The organism is Chlorobium sp. KB01, assembly GCF_001975465.1.
Lineage (GTDB): Bacteria > Bacteroidota > Chlorobiia > Chlorobiales > Chlorobiaceae > Chlorobium.
Map to the genome: position 1 here is coordinate 1 of NZ_MPJE01000042.1, position 15533 is coordinate 15533.

At 50.4% G+C, this 15533-nt stretch carries 12 protein-coding genes; 9 read left to right on the top strand and 3 right to left on the bottom strand.

What is annotated here, in order from left to right; all coding sequences use genetic code 11:
- Window positions 1-184 precede the first annotated feature (184 nt).
- From BOO20_RS04475 to BOO20_RS04485, 3 genes are all read left to right on the top strand, one after another.
- Window positions 185-2560 carry an endonuclease MutS2 gene (locus tag BOO20_RS04475; RefSeq protein ID WP_076790909.1) on the top strand — a complete coding sequence of 792 codons (2376 nt, stop codon included), beginning with the start codon at window positions 185-187 and terminating at the stop codon, window positions 2558-2560.
- Between the two features lie 397 nt (window positions 2561-2957).
- On the top strand, window positions 2958-3578 hold the full coding sequence (gene pgsA / locus BOO20_RS04480; protein ID WP_076790966.1) for a CDP-diacylglycerol--glycerol-3-phosphate 3-phosphatidyltransferase: 621 nt from the start codon (window positions 2958-2960) through the stop codon (window positions 3576-3578).
- Window positions 3579-3582: 4 nt separating this feature from the next.
- Window positions 3583-4059, top strand: a complete 477-nt coding sequence (locus BOO20_RS04485; RefSeq protein WP_076790911.1) for a phosphatidylglycerophosphatase A — start codon at window positions 3583-3585, stop codon at window positions 4057-4059.
- Here the strand turns inward: BOO20_RS04485 and dxs are convergent.
- From dxs to BOO20_RS04500, 3 genes are all read right to left on the bottom strand, one after another.
- Window positions 4038-5969 (bottom strand): 1-deoxy-D-xylulose-5-phosphate synthase, encoded by a 1932-nt coding sequence (dxs, locus tag BOO20_RS04490; protein ID WP_076790913.1) that lies wholly within the window; start codon window positions 5967-5969, stop codon window positions 4038-4040. The genes BOO20_RS04485 and dxs overlap by 22 nt on opposite strands.
- Window positions 5970-6062: 93 nt before the next feature.
- Window positions 6063-6488, bottom strand: coding sequence for a secondary thiamine-phosphate synthase enzyme YjbQ (locus tag BOO20_RS04495; RefSeq protein ID WP_006365257.1), 426 nt, complete (start codon window positions 6486-6488; stop codon window positions 6063-6065).
- A gap of 29 nt (window positions 6489-6517) precedes the next feature.
- Window positions 6518-7972 carry an alpha-amylase family glycosyl hydrolase gene (locus BOO20_RS04500; RefSeq protein ID WP_076790914.1) on the bottom strand — a complete coding sequence of 485 codons (1455 nt, stop codon included), beginning with the start codon at window positions 7970-7972 and terminating at the stop codon, window positions 6518-6520.
- Window positions 7973-8309: 337 nt separating this feature from the next.
- Here BOO20_RS04500 and BOO20_RS04505 point away from each other — a divergent pair, with 337 nt between their 5' ends.
- The 6 genes from BOO20_RS04505 (at window position 8310) to BOO20_RS04530 (ending at window position 15441) form a co-directional block, all read left to right on the top strand.
- On the top strand, window positions 8310-10532 hold the full coding sequence (locus BOO20_RS04505) for an ATP-dependent helicase (protein ID WP_076790968.1): 2223 nt from the start codon (window positions 8310-8312) through the stop codon (window positions 10530-10532).
- A gap of 48 nt (window positions 10533-10580) precedes the next feature.
- Window positions 10581-11618, top strand: a complete 1038-nt coding sequence (locus tag BOO20_RS04510; protein WP_076790916.1) for an MJ1255/VC2487 family glycosyltransferase — start codon at window positions 10581-10583, stop codon at window positions 11616-11618.
- A gap of 149 nt (window positions 11619-11767) precedes the next feature.
- On the top strand, window positions 11768-12346 hold the full coding sequence (locus BOO20_RS04515; RefSeq protein ID WP_076790969.1) for a nitroreductase family protein: 579 nt from the start codon (window positions 11768-11770) through the stop codon (window positions 12344-12346).
- 19 nt (window positions 12347-12365) lie between these two features.
- A complete protein-coding gene (aat, locus tag BOO20_RS04520) occupies window positions 12366-12950 on the top strand; it encodes a leucyl/phenylalanyl-tRNA--protein transferase (RefSeq protein WP_076790918.1) in 585 nt (194 codons plus the stop codon).
- Between the two features lie 96 nt (window positions 12951-13046).
- Entirely contained in the window at window positions 13047-14348 is a 1302-nt protein-coding gene (locus BOO20_RS04525; RefSeq protein WP_076790919.1) for an ArsA family ATPase, read from the top strand.
- Between the two features lie 139 nt (window positions 14349-14487).
- A complete protein-coding gene (locus BOO20_RS04530) occupies window positions 14488-15441 on the top strand; it encodes an enoyl-ACP reductase (protein ID WP_233120880.1) in 954 nt (317 codons plus the stop codon).
- Window positions 15442-15533: the final 92 nt, after the last annotated feature.

Below are 15533 nucleotides of genomic sequence, written 5' to 3' on the forward strand. Positions count from 1 at the left end.
GTTTCTGCGCTCCGTCCGCCTCGCACTCAAACCGCTCACGACAATTAATAGAGGTGCCCTAAAGAGGATGCGGGGTTCTTTGTAATAAAACCCGGTGCTGTTTTTGATTGTGATATTTTGCTATAATGCGCACAGTCCCAAACTGTCTAAACATGTCATCCGATAGCAAATCCATAGCTTCCCCATGAACCCAATCACCCTTAAAAAACTTGAATTTGACCGGGTTGCCGGCTATACGGCAAAGTTTTGTCTCTCGGCGATGGGGTGCGATGCGCTTATGGCCCGGGTGCCGGAGGTGAGGCGGGAGCTGCTGCTCGGGGAGCTTGAACGGGTGCTTGAGTTAAGGAATCTTTTACAGGAGGAGCAGACTCTTCCTTTTTCATATCTGCCGGATACCCGGCCGCTGCTTAAAAAACTTGAGGTGCTTGAGAGCTTTCTTGAGCCTGATGAGCTGCAGGATATCTATCACCTGCTCTATTCATCGGTACAGTTGCGCAAGTTCATGTTCAACTGTCGCGAGGTCTATCCGCTGCTCAATGAGTTTACTATTCAGCTCTGGCTTGAAAAGAGTATACAGGCGGCTATTCGCAGGGTTATCGATGAGCAGGGCAGGGTTCGCGACACGGCAAGCGACGGACTTCAGATGATTCGTCGCGAGCTTGGCGAGAGTCGTGAACTGCTTCGAAGGAAGATGGACCGGCTTCTTCGCCGTTGCCAGGCAGAGGGGTGGCTGATGGACGATACGGTGGCCATCAAAAACGGCCGGTTGACACTCGGGTTGCGGGTGGAGTATAAATACAGGATAGCAGGATATATACAGGACTACTCCGGAACGGGTCAGACCGTCTTCATCGAGCCTGCCGAGACACTTGAAATCAGCAACCGGATACAGGATCTGGAGATCAGCGAGCGGCGCGAGATCGAACGTATTCTGAAGGAGCTCTCCGGTGAAATCCGCCTTGAGCTTGAAAACCTTCGCCATAATGAAGGTTTGCTCAGCCTTTTTGATGCTCTCTATGCCCGCGCCAGGTTTGCAGTGGAAACAGATTCCCTGCTTCCCGGAATTGCCGAGGGCCACGCGCTCCGCATTATCAAGGGGTTTCATCCCTGGCTGCTTATTTCGCACCGCCACAAAGAGGTTTTTTCGCTTGACCTTGATCTGGGTGCCGGGGATCGGGTTCTTGTTATTTCAGGACCGAATGCAGGCGGCAAGTCTGTGGCAATGAAAACCGCCGGTCTGCTCTGCTGCATGCTGGTTCACGGCTATCTGCTGCCGTGCAGCGAGAGTTCGGTGTTTCCGCTTTTCAGCGATATTTTTATCGAAATCGGTGATGACCAGTCCATTGAAAATGATCTTTCGACCTTCAGCTCCCACCTTGGCGCGATTCGCAAAATCATTGAAGCGGCTGGCAGCAGTGACCTGGTGTTGATTGATGAGCTGTGTGCCGGTACCGATGTTGAGGAGGGCGGAGCTATCGCCCGGGCGGTGATTGAAGAGCTGATAGATAGAGGTGCAAAAACGATTGTAACCACTCATCTCGGTGAACTGAAGGCTTACGCTCATGAACGCGAAGGTGTCGTCAACGGCGCCATGGAGTTCAACCGGGCAGGGCTGGTGCCGACTTTCCGCTTTATCAAGGGGTTGCCGGGCAACAGTTTTGCCTTTGCCATGATGCAGCGGATGGAGTTTCCCCGGTCAATGATTGAGCGTGCCGAGGGGTTCATGAAGGGTGAGCGCATCGGGCTTGATCGGATGCTTGACGACCTGAACCGCGTGCTTGAAGAGAACCGTCTTCTGAAGCTGCGACTTCTGGAGGAAACGGCTGAACTCGAAGCGAGGACGATTGATGTGCAGCAAGCGGAAGTGGGACTCAGGGAGCAGCAGAGATCGCTGAAGCTCGGAGCATCAAGGGAGCTGCAGAAAGAGGTGGAGCATGCACGCAAGGAGATTCGCGAGATTCTGCATGAGGTGAAAAACGCCCCTGCAGATGAAAAAGCGGTGCAGCAGGCTCGAAAAAAGCTGGAGCAGAAAAAGCATGAAGCGGTAAAGAGTGAGTCGGCACTGCTTGCAGAAACAGATGTTCCAATTGATCACACTATTCGGGCAGGTGATCTGGTCCGGATTCTCGATACTAACACTTCCGGTGAGGTTGAGAGTGTCCAGGGGAGCAGCGTTGTGGTGCAGTGCGGAAATTTCAGATTGACCACATCGCTTAAAAACCTTGAGAAAACCTCAAAAACACAGTCACGCAAACAACTTCGGATACCGGCAGCGGAGGGGAAAAAAGGTGGATGGTCGGCAGTAACCGGGGATATTGAGTCTACACGTCTTGACCTGCGCGGGCTTACCGGTGACGAGGCCATTATGAAAGTCGACCGCTTTCTTGATGCCATGCGGCTTAACCGGATCCACTCCGCGACCATTGTTCACGGAAAGGGAACGGGGTCCCTGCGCCTGAAAACCGCGGAGTTTCTCCAGAAGCACCGCAATATCAAAAGTTTCCGTCTCGGAGAGTGGGGAGAGGGGGGGGCCGGAGTGACAATTGTAGAACTCGAATAAGAAGGCTCTGTTATAAATCTATTCCGCGATTCGATTGCGTCGTTGGGTGGTGCTCGAAATCCTCATGTACTCAGGTGTACACTCCGGTTTCTGCGCTCCGTCCGCCTTGCCCTCGAACCGCTCACTACGATTTATAGCAGAGCCTTTCCGCGCTTCGATTGCGTCGTTGGGCGGTGCTCGAAATCCTCTCCCGGTCCCGACTTCGTCTGGAGTGCGCTACCGATATTTCGCCTCTCCGGGGATTGAACAGCAAGTCACTCATTACGATTTTAGAGTAGCCTGTTAGCGAGTATCTTTTCTATGCATTGAAAATCAGGGTTCAAAACCGTATCTTGTGCCGAAGAGTGCCACCTGTTGGCCTTGTGCCGTTTTTTCGGCTTTTAACCATAAGATTATTGTGAAAGACACGTACAAGGAACTCCTCACCGTACCCAATCAACTGACCGTCTTGAGGATTCTGCTCGTTCCGGTCTTTGTTCTCCTCCTCCTGCAGCCTGATCCCTGGCTCCAGCTGATCGGAGTCATTGTTTTTATTTTTGCCTCCCTTACAGATCTCTATGATGGCTATCATGCAAGGAAGTATGGCGTTACGACCCGGCTGGGCGCCTTTCTTGATCCGCTTGCCGACAAATTTCTTATTACAGCCGCTTTTCTGCTCTATGTCTGGATGGGCTATCTGGTACTCTGGATGGCGATTCTTGTTATTATCAGAGACGTTCTGATCACAGGACTGAGGATTTATGCCGAAATCAAGGACAGACCGGTGGTGACCAGCATGGAGGCGAAGTACAAAACCCTGGTGCAGAATATATTTGTCTATGTGATTATGCTGCTGGTGCTGATGAAGGAGCCTGCTTTTTCCGGAAAGGGTGTCTCTCGCACGATCAACTCCTTTCTGCTCTCTGAGTATCTCGACTATATCATGCTCGGTGTCACGACTTTTACCGTTTATACCGGAATCTCCTATCTTGTCAGCAACTGGAAGGTTTATTTGCAGAATCCGCTTCAGAACCGGTAATGCCATGAAGCAACTCGCGGCCAGAATTATTTCCACCTGTTTCGGAATCGGTTATTTTCCCGTGGCTCCGGGCACGGTTACCAGTATTGCGGCCGTGCTTGCCTACCTCTTTGTTCCCGGATTGCGTGAACTCCCTCTTCTCCTGCTGATGGTTATGCTGACGGCTGCTGCCGGAGTCTGGTCGGGCTTCGTGATGGAGGAGTGTTACGGCAGTGACCCCTCAATTGTCACCATTGATGAGCTTTCGGGCCAGTGGCTTGCCCTTGCTGCACTGCCTGCAGGAGTTCTGCCTGCACTTCTGGCTTTCGCTTTTTTTCGCTTTTTTGATATCGCTAAACCGGGTCCTGTCGATGCATTACAGCGCATGCCGGGAGGCTGGGGCATTATGGCTGATGATCTCCTTGCCGGATTACTGGCCAATCTTTCAGTGCGGGGAGTGCTTGCGCTGCTCCCCCTTTTTCACCTCTCTTCACCCTTGTAAAATCGCTTGATGTTCTCTGCCATGGTCGGCGTGTCAAAACCGATCTCCCTGTAGAGCTCCTTCATGCTTCCGTGGGTTACAAATGCATCCGGAAGCGCAACTTTCAGTACAGGTTTATTGAGCCCTTTGGCGTTAAGGTGGTCGATTACAGCACTGCCGAGTCCGCCGATCCTGCTGTTCTCCTCAATCACCACCAGATGGGTTGACTGTTTGGCCACCTCTTCAATGAGAGCGGTGTCGAGCGGTTTAAGGAAGCGCATGTTGACAACCGAGGCCTCAATGCCTTCATTGTGCAATACTTCGGCGACTTCAAGACCTTTTGACGTCATGTTGCCGATACAGAGCAGCGCGAGCCCGCTGCCTTCGCGCACAATCTGACCTTTTCCAATGGTAACGGATTCGAAATTTTTGCGCAAGGGGATTCCGATGCCGTTTCCTCTCGGATAACGGATGGCTACCGGGCCTTTCAGGTCATAGAGGGCAGTGTAGAGCATATCTCGCAGTTCCTGTTCGTCTGCCGGAGCCATAATGACCAGCCCCGGTACGGTATGCAGGTAGGAGAGATCGAAAGAGCCGTGGTGGGTCGGCCCGTCCTCTCCGACCAGTCCGGCCCGGTCAATTGCAAATACGACATGCAGGTTCTGCTGGGCGACATCATGGATCAACTGGTCATAGGCGCGCTGAAGAAAGGTGGAGTAGATCGCAAAAACCGGTTTGAACCCCTCTGTGGCCAGCCCTGCGGCGAACGTTACGGCATGGCCTTCAGCGATACCGACATCATAAAAACGGTTCGGCAGTGCGTCCTGGAAGAGATCCAGCGAAGTTCCTGACGGCATGGCGGCGGTTATGGCGGTAATCCGGTTGTCCTTCAGGGCAAGCTCAACCAGAGCTTCTCCAAAGACCTCCTGATATTTCGGCGGCAGTGATGTATCAGCTTTTTTGAGCGTTTCACCGGTTGTGGTATCGAATCCGCCGCTGTGAGCATGCCATTTGCTCTGGTTCTGTTCCGCAGGCATGAACCCTTTTCCCTTTGTCGTGATAATATGCAGCAGTTTGGGATGGGGAAGTTCCTGCATCTCTTTAAGGGCCTTGACAAGCTGCTCCATGTTATTGCCATCAATCGGGCCGAAATACCTCAAGCCGAGCGCCTCAAAAAATGCTCCGGGAGTGAATGCAGCTTTAAATCCATCCTCCAGTTTCCTGACGGCGGTTTTAGCCGCATCGCCCAGTTCATTGTTGAGCAGGGAGATCGAGTTCCAGATGAATTTACGCGCCTTGTTGTAGGTCTTGTTGAGGGTGATGTTGATGAGATGGGTTCTCAGCCCTCCGGTACTTGGAGAGATGGCCATCTGGTTGTCGTTCAGGATGACCAGCACATCACTTTTCAGGTCTCCGAGGTGGTTCATGGCTTCAAAGGCCATGCCTCCTGTCATGCTGCCGTCACCGATAATGGCGATAACTTTCTCCGTGCCCCCGGCGAGGTCTCTTGCTGCGGCGATACCGGCTGCGGCGGAAATAGAGGTCGAGGCGTGTCCGGTACCGAATGCATCATGCGGACTCTCCGATATTCTGGGGAATCCGGCAAGACCGCCGTACTGTCGGTTTGTCTGCATCCGCTCTTTTCTTCCTGTGAGAATTTTATGGACATAGGCCTGATGGCCGACATCCCAGATGATTTTGTCGTGAGGAGTGCTGTATACATGATGAAGCGCAACGGTCAGCTCCACCACGCCAAGCGTTGATGCAAAATGACCTCCGTTGACCGAGACGAGTTTGATGACCTCGTTTCGGCACTCATCTGCTACACCCTGAAGCTGCGTGATAGAGAGGTTTTTCAGATCTTCCGGAGAGTTGATTTCGGAAAGCGGGATCATCGGTTGTATGGGCGCTGTGTGCTTTGATTCAGGCATAGTGTTTTACTGCTTGATTTTATCGTACTTATTCTAAGATGTAACCATGCAGAAGCCTTCCCGGTTCCATGCATCCTGCCATTTATACAACAATCAGATTCCGGCGATCTGCACAAGAACGCTTCGTTCCTGGCGGGGTCCATCGAGCTCAACAAGAAATATTGACTGCCACTCTCCGAGAAGCATCTTTCCTTTTGCAAAGGGAATGGTTTCAGAGCTGTTCATAAAAAGTCCCAGAAGATGGGAGTGGGCATTGTCGCGACCATCCACCGGATTGAGATTGTGCAGGTAGTTGCCGTCTTTTGGAACCAGACGCTTGAGAAATGTTTCCATATCCTCAAGCAGCTGCTCCTCTTTTTCGTTGATATTGATGAATGCGGTGGTATGACGGCTTATAATGGTTACCTGTCCGGAATCAAGTTTTGAAGCTGAGAGTGCAGCGGCAACTTCGGCGGAGATATCGATGATCTCTACCGGTTTGACGGTTCGGGTCTTGATGGTGACGGTTGTGAATTGCATAGGACGAACCCCTTCATTGTTGTTGTTGTTCATAGCGCTTTCCGGAAGGATATGACCACCGCTTCATGAGGAGAGAGATGAACGCGAATGGAGTGGTCAGCACCATGAATGCCACTCGATTTATTTTCGGTTGTGGTGCTGAGTATGTTCAGCATATCGATGGTGATTCCCTCAATCGAAGGATGCCGGAACTCAAGAGCTATACCGGTGGCATTGAAATTGGCCAGAATGAAGGCATGCTCCCCGGCTGTAAAGCGGTGAAATCCGAGACAGTGTGAGTTGTTTGCCAGATTCAGGTCAAGCCGTTCAATACCCCCTTCCTGAAAGAGCGGTGTTTTCTGCAGGGCAAAAAGTTTTTTATACAATGCTGCAAGTGCCCGGTTTTCGGGTTCAGGAGCCTGCCGGACAAGCTGTACCGGGATCTTCTGACGATACCCCTCCATCTGATCCTGATGCAGGAGATGCATACCCGGAGTTGCGAAGAGAACCATCGCCGCGGCTTTGTTGTTCAGGCCTATTCTGCCTGCTGCTCTTGGTTCATCATGGTTTTCAATGAACCGGCAGAGTTTTTTCTGGTACCCCCATTCGGCACCAAGATGTCCGGCAAGTTTTTCCGTATTTACCGGTGCACTGGTGATAAAGTCATAAAAGGGCTTGTCGTAGGCGTAGTCAAATCCCTGCTGCTGGAGCTCCCACTCCTTGCTCCAGTATGATTCTGCGAGAAAAAGAAAGTCGGGGTGGCGCTGTTTAACCGCTGCAATGGCATCAGACCAGAACTCCTCCTGCATTGCTCCGCTTAGACTGCTCCAGGTTTTATTGAACACGTTTTTCAGAATCAGCATGGCCATATCGCATCTGACGCCGTCGCAGAGTTCGCTGATTTTGAAAAGGTTTTCGGTCATCATGCTCTGCGTTGCCTTGCTGGCGTAATTGAGCTGAAGGGTGTCGGTCCAGGGTGGAAAGTAGGGGTCTTTGCCATAGGCAAGGTATTGGTCCCGGGCGTATTCAAATCCGGATTCAGGGTCATGGCGCATCTCATCGGTGGATACCGGAATGAAAAATTCAGGGTGTTCCGGGAGCCATTCGTTGTCGAGTGAAAGATGGTTCGGAACAAAATCGAGCATGAGCTTTATGCCGCGCCGGTTCAGTTTGTCGCGAAAGAGGATAAGTGCATCTTTTCCCCCGAGGGTTTCATTGACGGTGTATGAGGGGATGGCATAGGGTGAAGATGCTATATCCTCGGGGTGAACAGTTACAAGGTGCTCCAGAAACGTGGTGCGCAGGCAGGGATGTGCAGTTGCAATTGCCTTGCTGTACTGACTGGGTTGCCATACCCCCATCAGCCAGACCATGTCAAAACCCGATGCAGAAAAGAAGTCGAACTCTTCATCGGGAACAGTTCCGAGGGTTACAGAACGGTTATGGGTTTTGCTGAGTTTTTTTAGCCAGATTCTTGTATTGATTTCGTATACGAGAGGGAACATGGAACGGAAGTTATTGGTGGGTAATGGTTTGTTTCCAATATAGCAACTCTGAACGCAATAATAGGTGTGATCAGCTCTCTTTACAGTCAAAAAACATCATCCGGCCTGCATCGGCAGGCAGTTCGGGATACGTACTTATGGCTGCAATTTCAAAAGGGATACCCCCTTTTTGTATGGAGGGAGCAATGGATGATGATTTGTTTTGTTGATGCTTGTAAAAAGGGTAAAGTTATACGAAATTCAACTGGAGATTTCAGTGTTGATCATCTTTTTCGAGGCCTATATTCCGGCCTGAAGAAGGGCGCGCTATAACTTGGTTAACAGGTGTTCATACGTTTTGACGGATTTTTTACATGATCTCAATGAGGTTCAGCGCAATGCCGTAAGCGCGACCGAAGGGCCGGTTATGGTTCTTGCCGGTGCGGGTTCCGGAAAAACAAGGGTGATCACCTACCGTATTGCATATCTTGTCAGCAATGAAGGGGTTTCCCCCAATAATATTCTTGCGCTTACCTTTACCAACAAGGCAGCAGGGGAGATGCGTCATCGTGTTGATACGCTGCTCCATGCCGGAAGCTCCAGCGGCTTGTGGATCGGGACGTTTCATTCGATTTTTGCCCGTCTGCTCCGCACCTATATTCATCTGATCGGTTATGACCGGAACTTTTCGATTTTTGACAGTGACGACAGCAAGAGCCTGATCCGCCAGGCCATGACCGAACTGAATATCTCCCACGAATCTGTTCCTGTAAACACGATTCAGAGCATGATCAGCCGGGCAAAAAACGGGTTTATTCTTCCAGCTGAATTTCACCGGAATGCCGGAGATTATAACCAGCAGAAAGCTGCGCAGGTCTACGAACTCTATACAAGGAAGCTCAAGGAGAACAATGCCCTTGATTTTGATGACCTGCTCATCAAGCCGATTGAACTCTTCAACGAGCATCCCGACGTACTCGAAGAGCTGCAGGACGCCTTCCGTTATATCATGATTGATGAGTATCAGGATACCAACAAGGCCCAGTACCTTGTTGCAAAGATGCTCGGGGCCCGTCACCGCAATATTTTTGTTGTTGGTGATGACGCGCAGTCAATCTACTCATGGCGCGGAGCCGATATTTCCAACATTCTGAACTTTCAGGATGACTATCATGATGCCCTGACCTTCAAGCTGGTTGAGAACTATCGCAGTACGGGCAATATTCTCAAGGCGGCCAACAGCATTATCAGCCGCAACCAGCGGCAGATTAAAAAGGAGCTGATTTCACATCGCAGCGAGGGCGATCCGCTGACACTTCTTGAAGCATATAATGAGCGCAATGAAGCCGAAAAAGTTGGCGACCATATCCGCTCAATGCGCATGAAACAGGGCTATGAGTTCAGAAGCTTTGCCGTGTTTTACCGCACCAATGCCCAGTCGAGGGTGCTTGAGGATGTTATGCGCCAGAGCAGGATTCCCTACAGGATTTTCGGCAGTGTCTCTTTCTACAAGAGGCGTGAGATCAAGGATGCGGTAGCCTATCTCCGTTTTATCCTGAACGAGCGCGACAGCGAATCACTGTTGCGGATCATCAATTTTCCTCCCCGCAAAATCGGGGATGTCAGTATCGGCAAGCTCAAGGATTTTGCCGAAAGAGAGGGCGTAAGCCTCTATGAAGCAATCCGGAAAGCTGAAGAGGGGGGCTTTCAGGCGCGTCTTGTGACGGCGCTCACTTCATTCAGTACGGTTATCGAGTCGCTTAAAGAGATTGCCGATAACGGGACGGTCTACAATGTTCTGTCGGAGCTCTTTACACTTACCTCCATTCCGCTGCTGCTTCAGGCTGAAAATACCCCTGAATCGCTAGCGCGTCATGAAAACCTTCAGGAGCTGCTCTCCATGGCAAGGGACTTTTCGGATCATAATCCTGATGCAGGCTCACTTGGAGATTTTCTTGAGAATATATCGCTTGCCTCCGATTACGAAGAGACGCAGGATTCGGATAACTATGTCTCTCTGATGACGGTGCATGCCGCCAAAGGTCTTGAGTTTCCGGTTGTCTTTGTTACCGGTCTTGAGGAGCGGCTCTTTCCCCTTCACGGCCAGGAACCCGAAGAGCTTGAGGAGGAGCGCAGACTTTTTTATGTTGCTGTTACCAGAGCTCAGGAGAAGATATTTCTTTCCTGGGCACAGAGTCGCTATCACTACGGTCAGCCGCAGCACTGTCTGAAATCGGTGTTTATCAGTGAAATCGACTCCTCTATTGTTCAGACAGAGGGCGGGTTTTTTCTTTCGGATCGTCCGCTCCGGGATGCGCCGGTCTCCACTGAACCTTCGTTTTCAAGAGGATACCCGCAGAAGCAGACAACTCCTGTAGCCACTCAGTCGAGCTCCTTTGACAAACCGAAGCTTGCACGTTCGGGACTTCGTTCAGGTATCTCGGTACATCATGCGGTTTTCGGGCCCGGAACCGTGCTTGATGTTCAGGGGACAGGGGCAAAGCAGAAAGTCAGGATCAGTTTTCGCAGTGCCGGGGAAAAAACACTGATGGTTCAGTATGCGAATCTCAAAATTCAATAGTAACTCCTTGTTAAAACGGGATCGCACCCTTTATAAATATTCAGTCGTATGAAGATACTTTTCGGTGTCCAGGGAACCGGAAACGGCCATATCAGCCGCAGCCGGGAGCTTGTGCGAAAGCTCAGGGAGGATGGTCATGATGTTGATGTCATTATCAGCGGCAGAAAAGCCGAAGAGCTGAAGGAGGTCGAGATATTCGAGCCCTTCAGGGTGATGAAGGGCATGACGCTGGTTTCGCATAAGGGAAAAATGAGCTATATCGATACCATGATTCAGCTTGATCTTGCTCGATTGATGGCTGATGTCGCACTGCTCGATACCGCCGGTACGGAACTGGTCATCACCGATTTTGATCCGGTAACCTCGATGGCGGCAAGAGTGAGAAATATTCCCTCCATGGGATTCGGTCACCAGTACGCTTTCGGTTATGATATTCCGCTGGCTCAAGGCAATATTCTTGCGAAGTTTATTCTGATGAATTTTGCTCCTGCCCGCTATAATGCAGGCCTTCACTGGCACCATTTCAACCAGCCCATTTTTCCTCCGGTGATCCCCCCCTCGCTTTATGAGAAAAATGCAAAGCTTGTCATCAAGGGTAAAGTTCTTGTCTATCTTCCTTTTGAGGAGATTGAGGATATTACCGTGTTGATGACTCCTTTTGACCAGTTCGAGTTTTACATATACGGCAAGGTGAGTGAAGACCGGGATGACGGTCATCTGCATTTCAGGACATACTCCCGATCGGGCTTTCTGGATGACCTGCTTGAATGTGACGGTGTGGTTTGCAATGCCGGTTTTGAGCTTCCGGGCGAGGCGCTTCACCTCGGCAAAAAGCTCCTGCTCCGACCGCTTGACGGCCAGATCGAACAGGAGTCCAATGCCCTTGCCATGGAGGAGCTTGGTTATGGTATGGCAATGCACGATCTTGATGGAGCTGTGCTTGCCGACTGGCTGCAGCGGCCATGCCGGGAGCCGCTTCGTTATGCAAAATCAGTGGACTTTATTGCTGAATGGATAGGCAGCGGCCATTGGGAGGAGCTGCCGAAATATGCTGCTGCCTCATGGAGTGGAAATTTTTCACACTGAACTTATGAAGGCAACTCTATTAATTGTCTTGAGCGGTTTGAGTGCGAGGCAGCGCAGAAACCGGAATGTACAACGGAGTACTTGAGGATTTTGAGCACCGCCCAACGAAGCAATCGAATCGCGTAACAAATTAATATTTGGTGCCCATGATGCAATTCAGGGAGCTTGTAACCAACAGCCGCAGCTACAGAAGATTTGATGGCAGTTATCCGGTTTCCGAACAGGTGGTTCGGGATCTTGTTGAGCTTGCATGCTACACGCCTTCAGCAAAAAACCTTCAGCCGCTGAAATTTATACCGGTATGTGATCCTGAAACCGCGGCCTTGCTTTACCCTTCGCTCTCCTGGGCGGGCTATCTTGCCGACTGGCCAGGCCCTGCAGAGGGCGAGCGTCCGGCGGCATATATCGTCATGCTTGGTGACAAGGAGATCAGTCAGGATTTTGGCCCCGACAGCGGTATCGCTGCTCAAACCATTCTGCTTGGCGCTGCAGCGTCCGGGCTCGGCGGCTGCATCATTGCTGCTCTTGATCGTAACCGTATAATGGAGCTGCTGAAGATTCCTGAACGTTTTTCCATTCTGATGGTGCTTGCTCTCGGCAAGCCTCAGGAGACCGTTGTCATTGATCAGATGACCGATCCGGAATCTGTTCGATACTACCGTGACCGCTACGGAGTTCATCATGTTCCCAAAAGGATGCCCGATGAAGTGCTTCTGAAGTTTCATTAACCGAAGTGAATCAGCAACGATGATTCGCATCGACGAACTGCTTCAGGCCTACCGCCAGGGCTTTTTCCCCATGGCTGATCCGGATGATGGTAAAACATACTGGTGCCGGCCTCACAAAAGGGCACTCTTTTCTCTTGAAGCCTACCGCCCTTCTCGTGATGTTCAGCGCCTCCTGAGAAAAAATAAGTTCAGTGTGATATTTGATCGTGATTTCGACGGAGTGATCAGCGGGTGTGCAGCGCCAAGAAAAAACGACCCGGAAACCTGGATCTCCACTGAGATTATTGAGGTATACCGCAAGCTTTACCGGCTTGGGCTGGCACACAGTGTTGAAAGCCGGTATCAGGGTGAACTGGTCGGCGGACTCTACGGGCTTGCCATTGGCGGCGCATTTTTCGGGGAGTCGATGTTTTCCCTTCGCTCCTATGCCTCCCGGGTAGCATTTGATCGCCTCGTTTATCATTTGAGAATGAAGGGATATCTCCTGCTTGACGCCCAGATCATGAATCCTCATCTCAGAAAACTTGGCGCAGTTGAAATAGAGCATGAGGAGTTTATGGTTCAACTTGATCATGCACTCCGCAAAAAGATAGTGTTTCTCTAAGCAGGGGAAAAGTGGTACTTTGCCTCACATTGATCTGTTCCTTCAAACAGAGGGAATCACTATCAGGTTTATCAGACCTTTAACAGGGGAGTTTTTATGTTGTCGAGGGATTTAACAGAAAGCCAGTCACTGCCCAGAATTATCATCTACTCGGGAAAAGGGGGGACTGGAAAAACCACGGTTTCATCATCTACAGCAGTTTCATTGGCCCGGCAGAACAAGAAAGTGCTGATCATGTCGAGTGATCCGGCGCACTCACTTTCGGATGTTTTTGATGTCAAGATCAGTCGCAACGACCCGCAGAAAATCGAGAACAACCTCTACGGTCTTGAGGTTGATACGGTCTATGAGCTTAAAAAGCACATGTCCGGCTTTCAGAAATTTGTCTCGACTTCCTATAAAAACAAGGGGATTGACAGCGGAATGGCTACCGAGCTGACTACCCAGCCCGGTCTCGACGAGATTTTTGCCTTGAGCCGCCTGCTTGATGAAGCGCAGTCGGGCAGATGGGATGCCATTGTGCTTGATACTTCGCCTACCGGCAACACCCTTCGTCTGCTTGCCTATCCGGAGATCATTATTGGCGGAAACATGGGCAAGCAGTTTTTCAAGCTCTATAAAAGCATGTCTTCACTGGCCCGCCCGTTGAGCGGAAACTCCATACCCGATGATGATTTTTTCAACGAGGTCAATGTGCTGCTCAAGCAGATGGAGGATATCAATAAATTTATCCTCAGTCCCGAGGTCAGCTTCCGGCTGGTACTCAATCCTGAGAAGCTCTCCATTCTTGAGACCAAACGGGCCTATACCTTTGTGCATCTCTACGGGATCAATGTTGACGGTATCGTGATCAACAAGATTCTTCCGACATCAAAAACTGTTGGCGAATATTTTGAATTCTGGGCTGATCTGCACAGCAAATACCTGATGGAGATCGACAACTCCTTCTATCCTACTCCCGTTTTCCGCTGTCAGCTTCAGAGGACCGAGCCGATCGGTGCCGATGCCCTCTACGAGATCAGCAAGCTGGTCTTCGGTGAGCAGGTGCCTGACAAGATTTTCTATTCCGGCAAGAACTTCTGGATAGAGAGCAAGAAAAATCCGGCAACCGAAGATCAGCGTGAAATTCTCTGTATCAGAATTCCTTTTCTCAAGGATGCTGAAGATGTCAGCGTTGAGCGGATGGGTACTGATATTGTGGTGACTGTTGACCGGGCCCAGAGGATTATTACCCTTCCAAGAGCGCTTTACAGTCTTGAGATGGAGGAGTATCTTCGGGAGGATAATCTTTTACGTGTCATCTTCAAGGAGCAGCCTTCCGAGCAGGAGGATGCCGAGCTGAATGTCAATAAAAATATGCTTGACAAGCTCCGCTCCATGAGGCGATTGAAGATATAGCGGCTCATCCCTTTTTTGAGTCATGAAAAATTCAGGGGAAACAGTTTAAGTTTTCGAGGGAATCTTGTATCTTAAATGTTTAAAATGTTGAGTTAACGGGAATTTACCCCAAATCTTTGTTAAAGAATCAGCTTATATCATGTCCGAGAAAGCGCACTATGGTTTGTTGAAAGGAAAGAAAGGCATTGTTTTCGGTCCGCTTGATGAAAGCAGTATCGGCTGGCAGATTGCGGTTCATGCCCACAAGGAAGGTGCCCAGATCGCAATTTCCAATGTTGCGACCGCATTGCGTTTCGGTAATATCGAAGAGCTCTCGGCCATTTGCGGCAACGCTCCGGTATTAGTTTGTGACGCATCAAAAAATGAAGATGTTGAAAACTGTTTCATTGAGCTGAAAGAGAAATTCGGGTCGGTGGATTTTATCGTTCACTCTATCGGCATGTCGCAGAATATCCGCAAGCAGCTTCCCTATGAAGAGCTTAATTACGAGTGGTTCATGAGAACGCTCGACGTTTCAGGTCTCTCGCTGCACAGGCTTGTTTCCTATGCATTGAAGACCGGAGCAGTGAATGACGGAGCAAGTATTCTTGCACTTTCCTATATAGCATCACAGCGGAACTACTGGACCTATTCCGATATGGGAGATGCGAAATCGCTGCTTGAATCCATTGTTCGCAGTTATGGACCACGGCTTGCAAAGCGGGCCATCCGTATCAATACGATCTCACAAAGTCCAACATATACGAAGGCAGGAAGCGGTATTCCGGGGTTTGAGAAAATGTATGAATACAGCGATCTCATGTCTCCATTGGGGAATGCCTCTGCCGAAGAGTGTGCAGAGTACGCCATGACCATCCTGAGTGACCTTTCACGAAAGGTAACCATGCAGAACCTTTTCCATGATGGCGGGTACAGCTCCATGGGGGCAACTATTCCGATGATCAAGCTTGCTCATGAAGTCCTCAATGACAAGGAGCTTGCCGCCCGTGTAGGTCTGGATGACTATACTCCTGCAAGGGTATATGATCCGCCGTCCCGGACAAGTGGTGTGGACGGCGGTCTTTTTATGCCTGCATCAACAGGTATTGCATAACGAAGAGGAACCGGACTTTGCTCTCTCCGGTCTTATCGCCTCGTTATGTTGCTGCACTGAAAGGTAAATTACAGGGCAGCAGCTATTTCAAC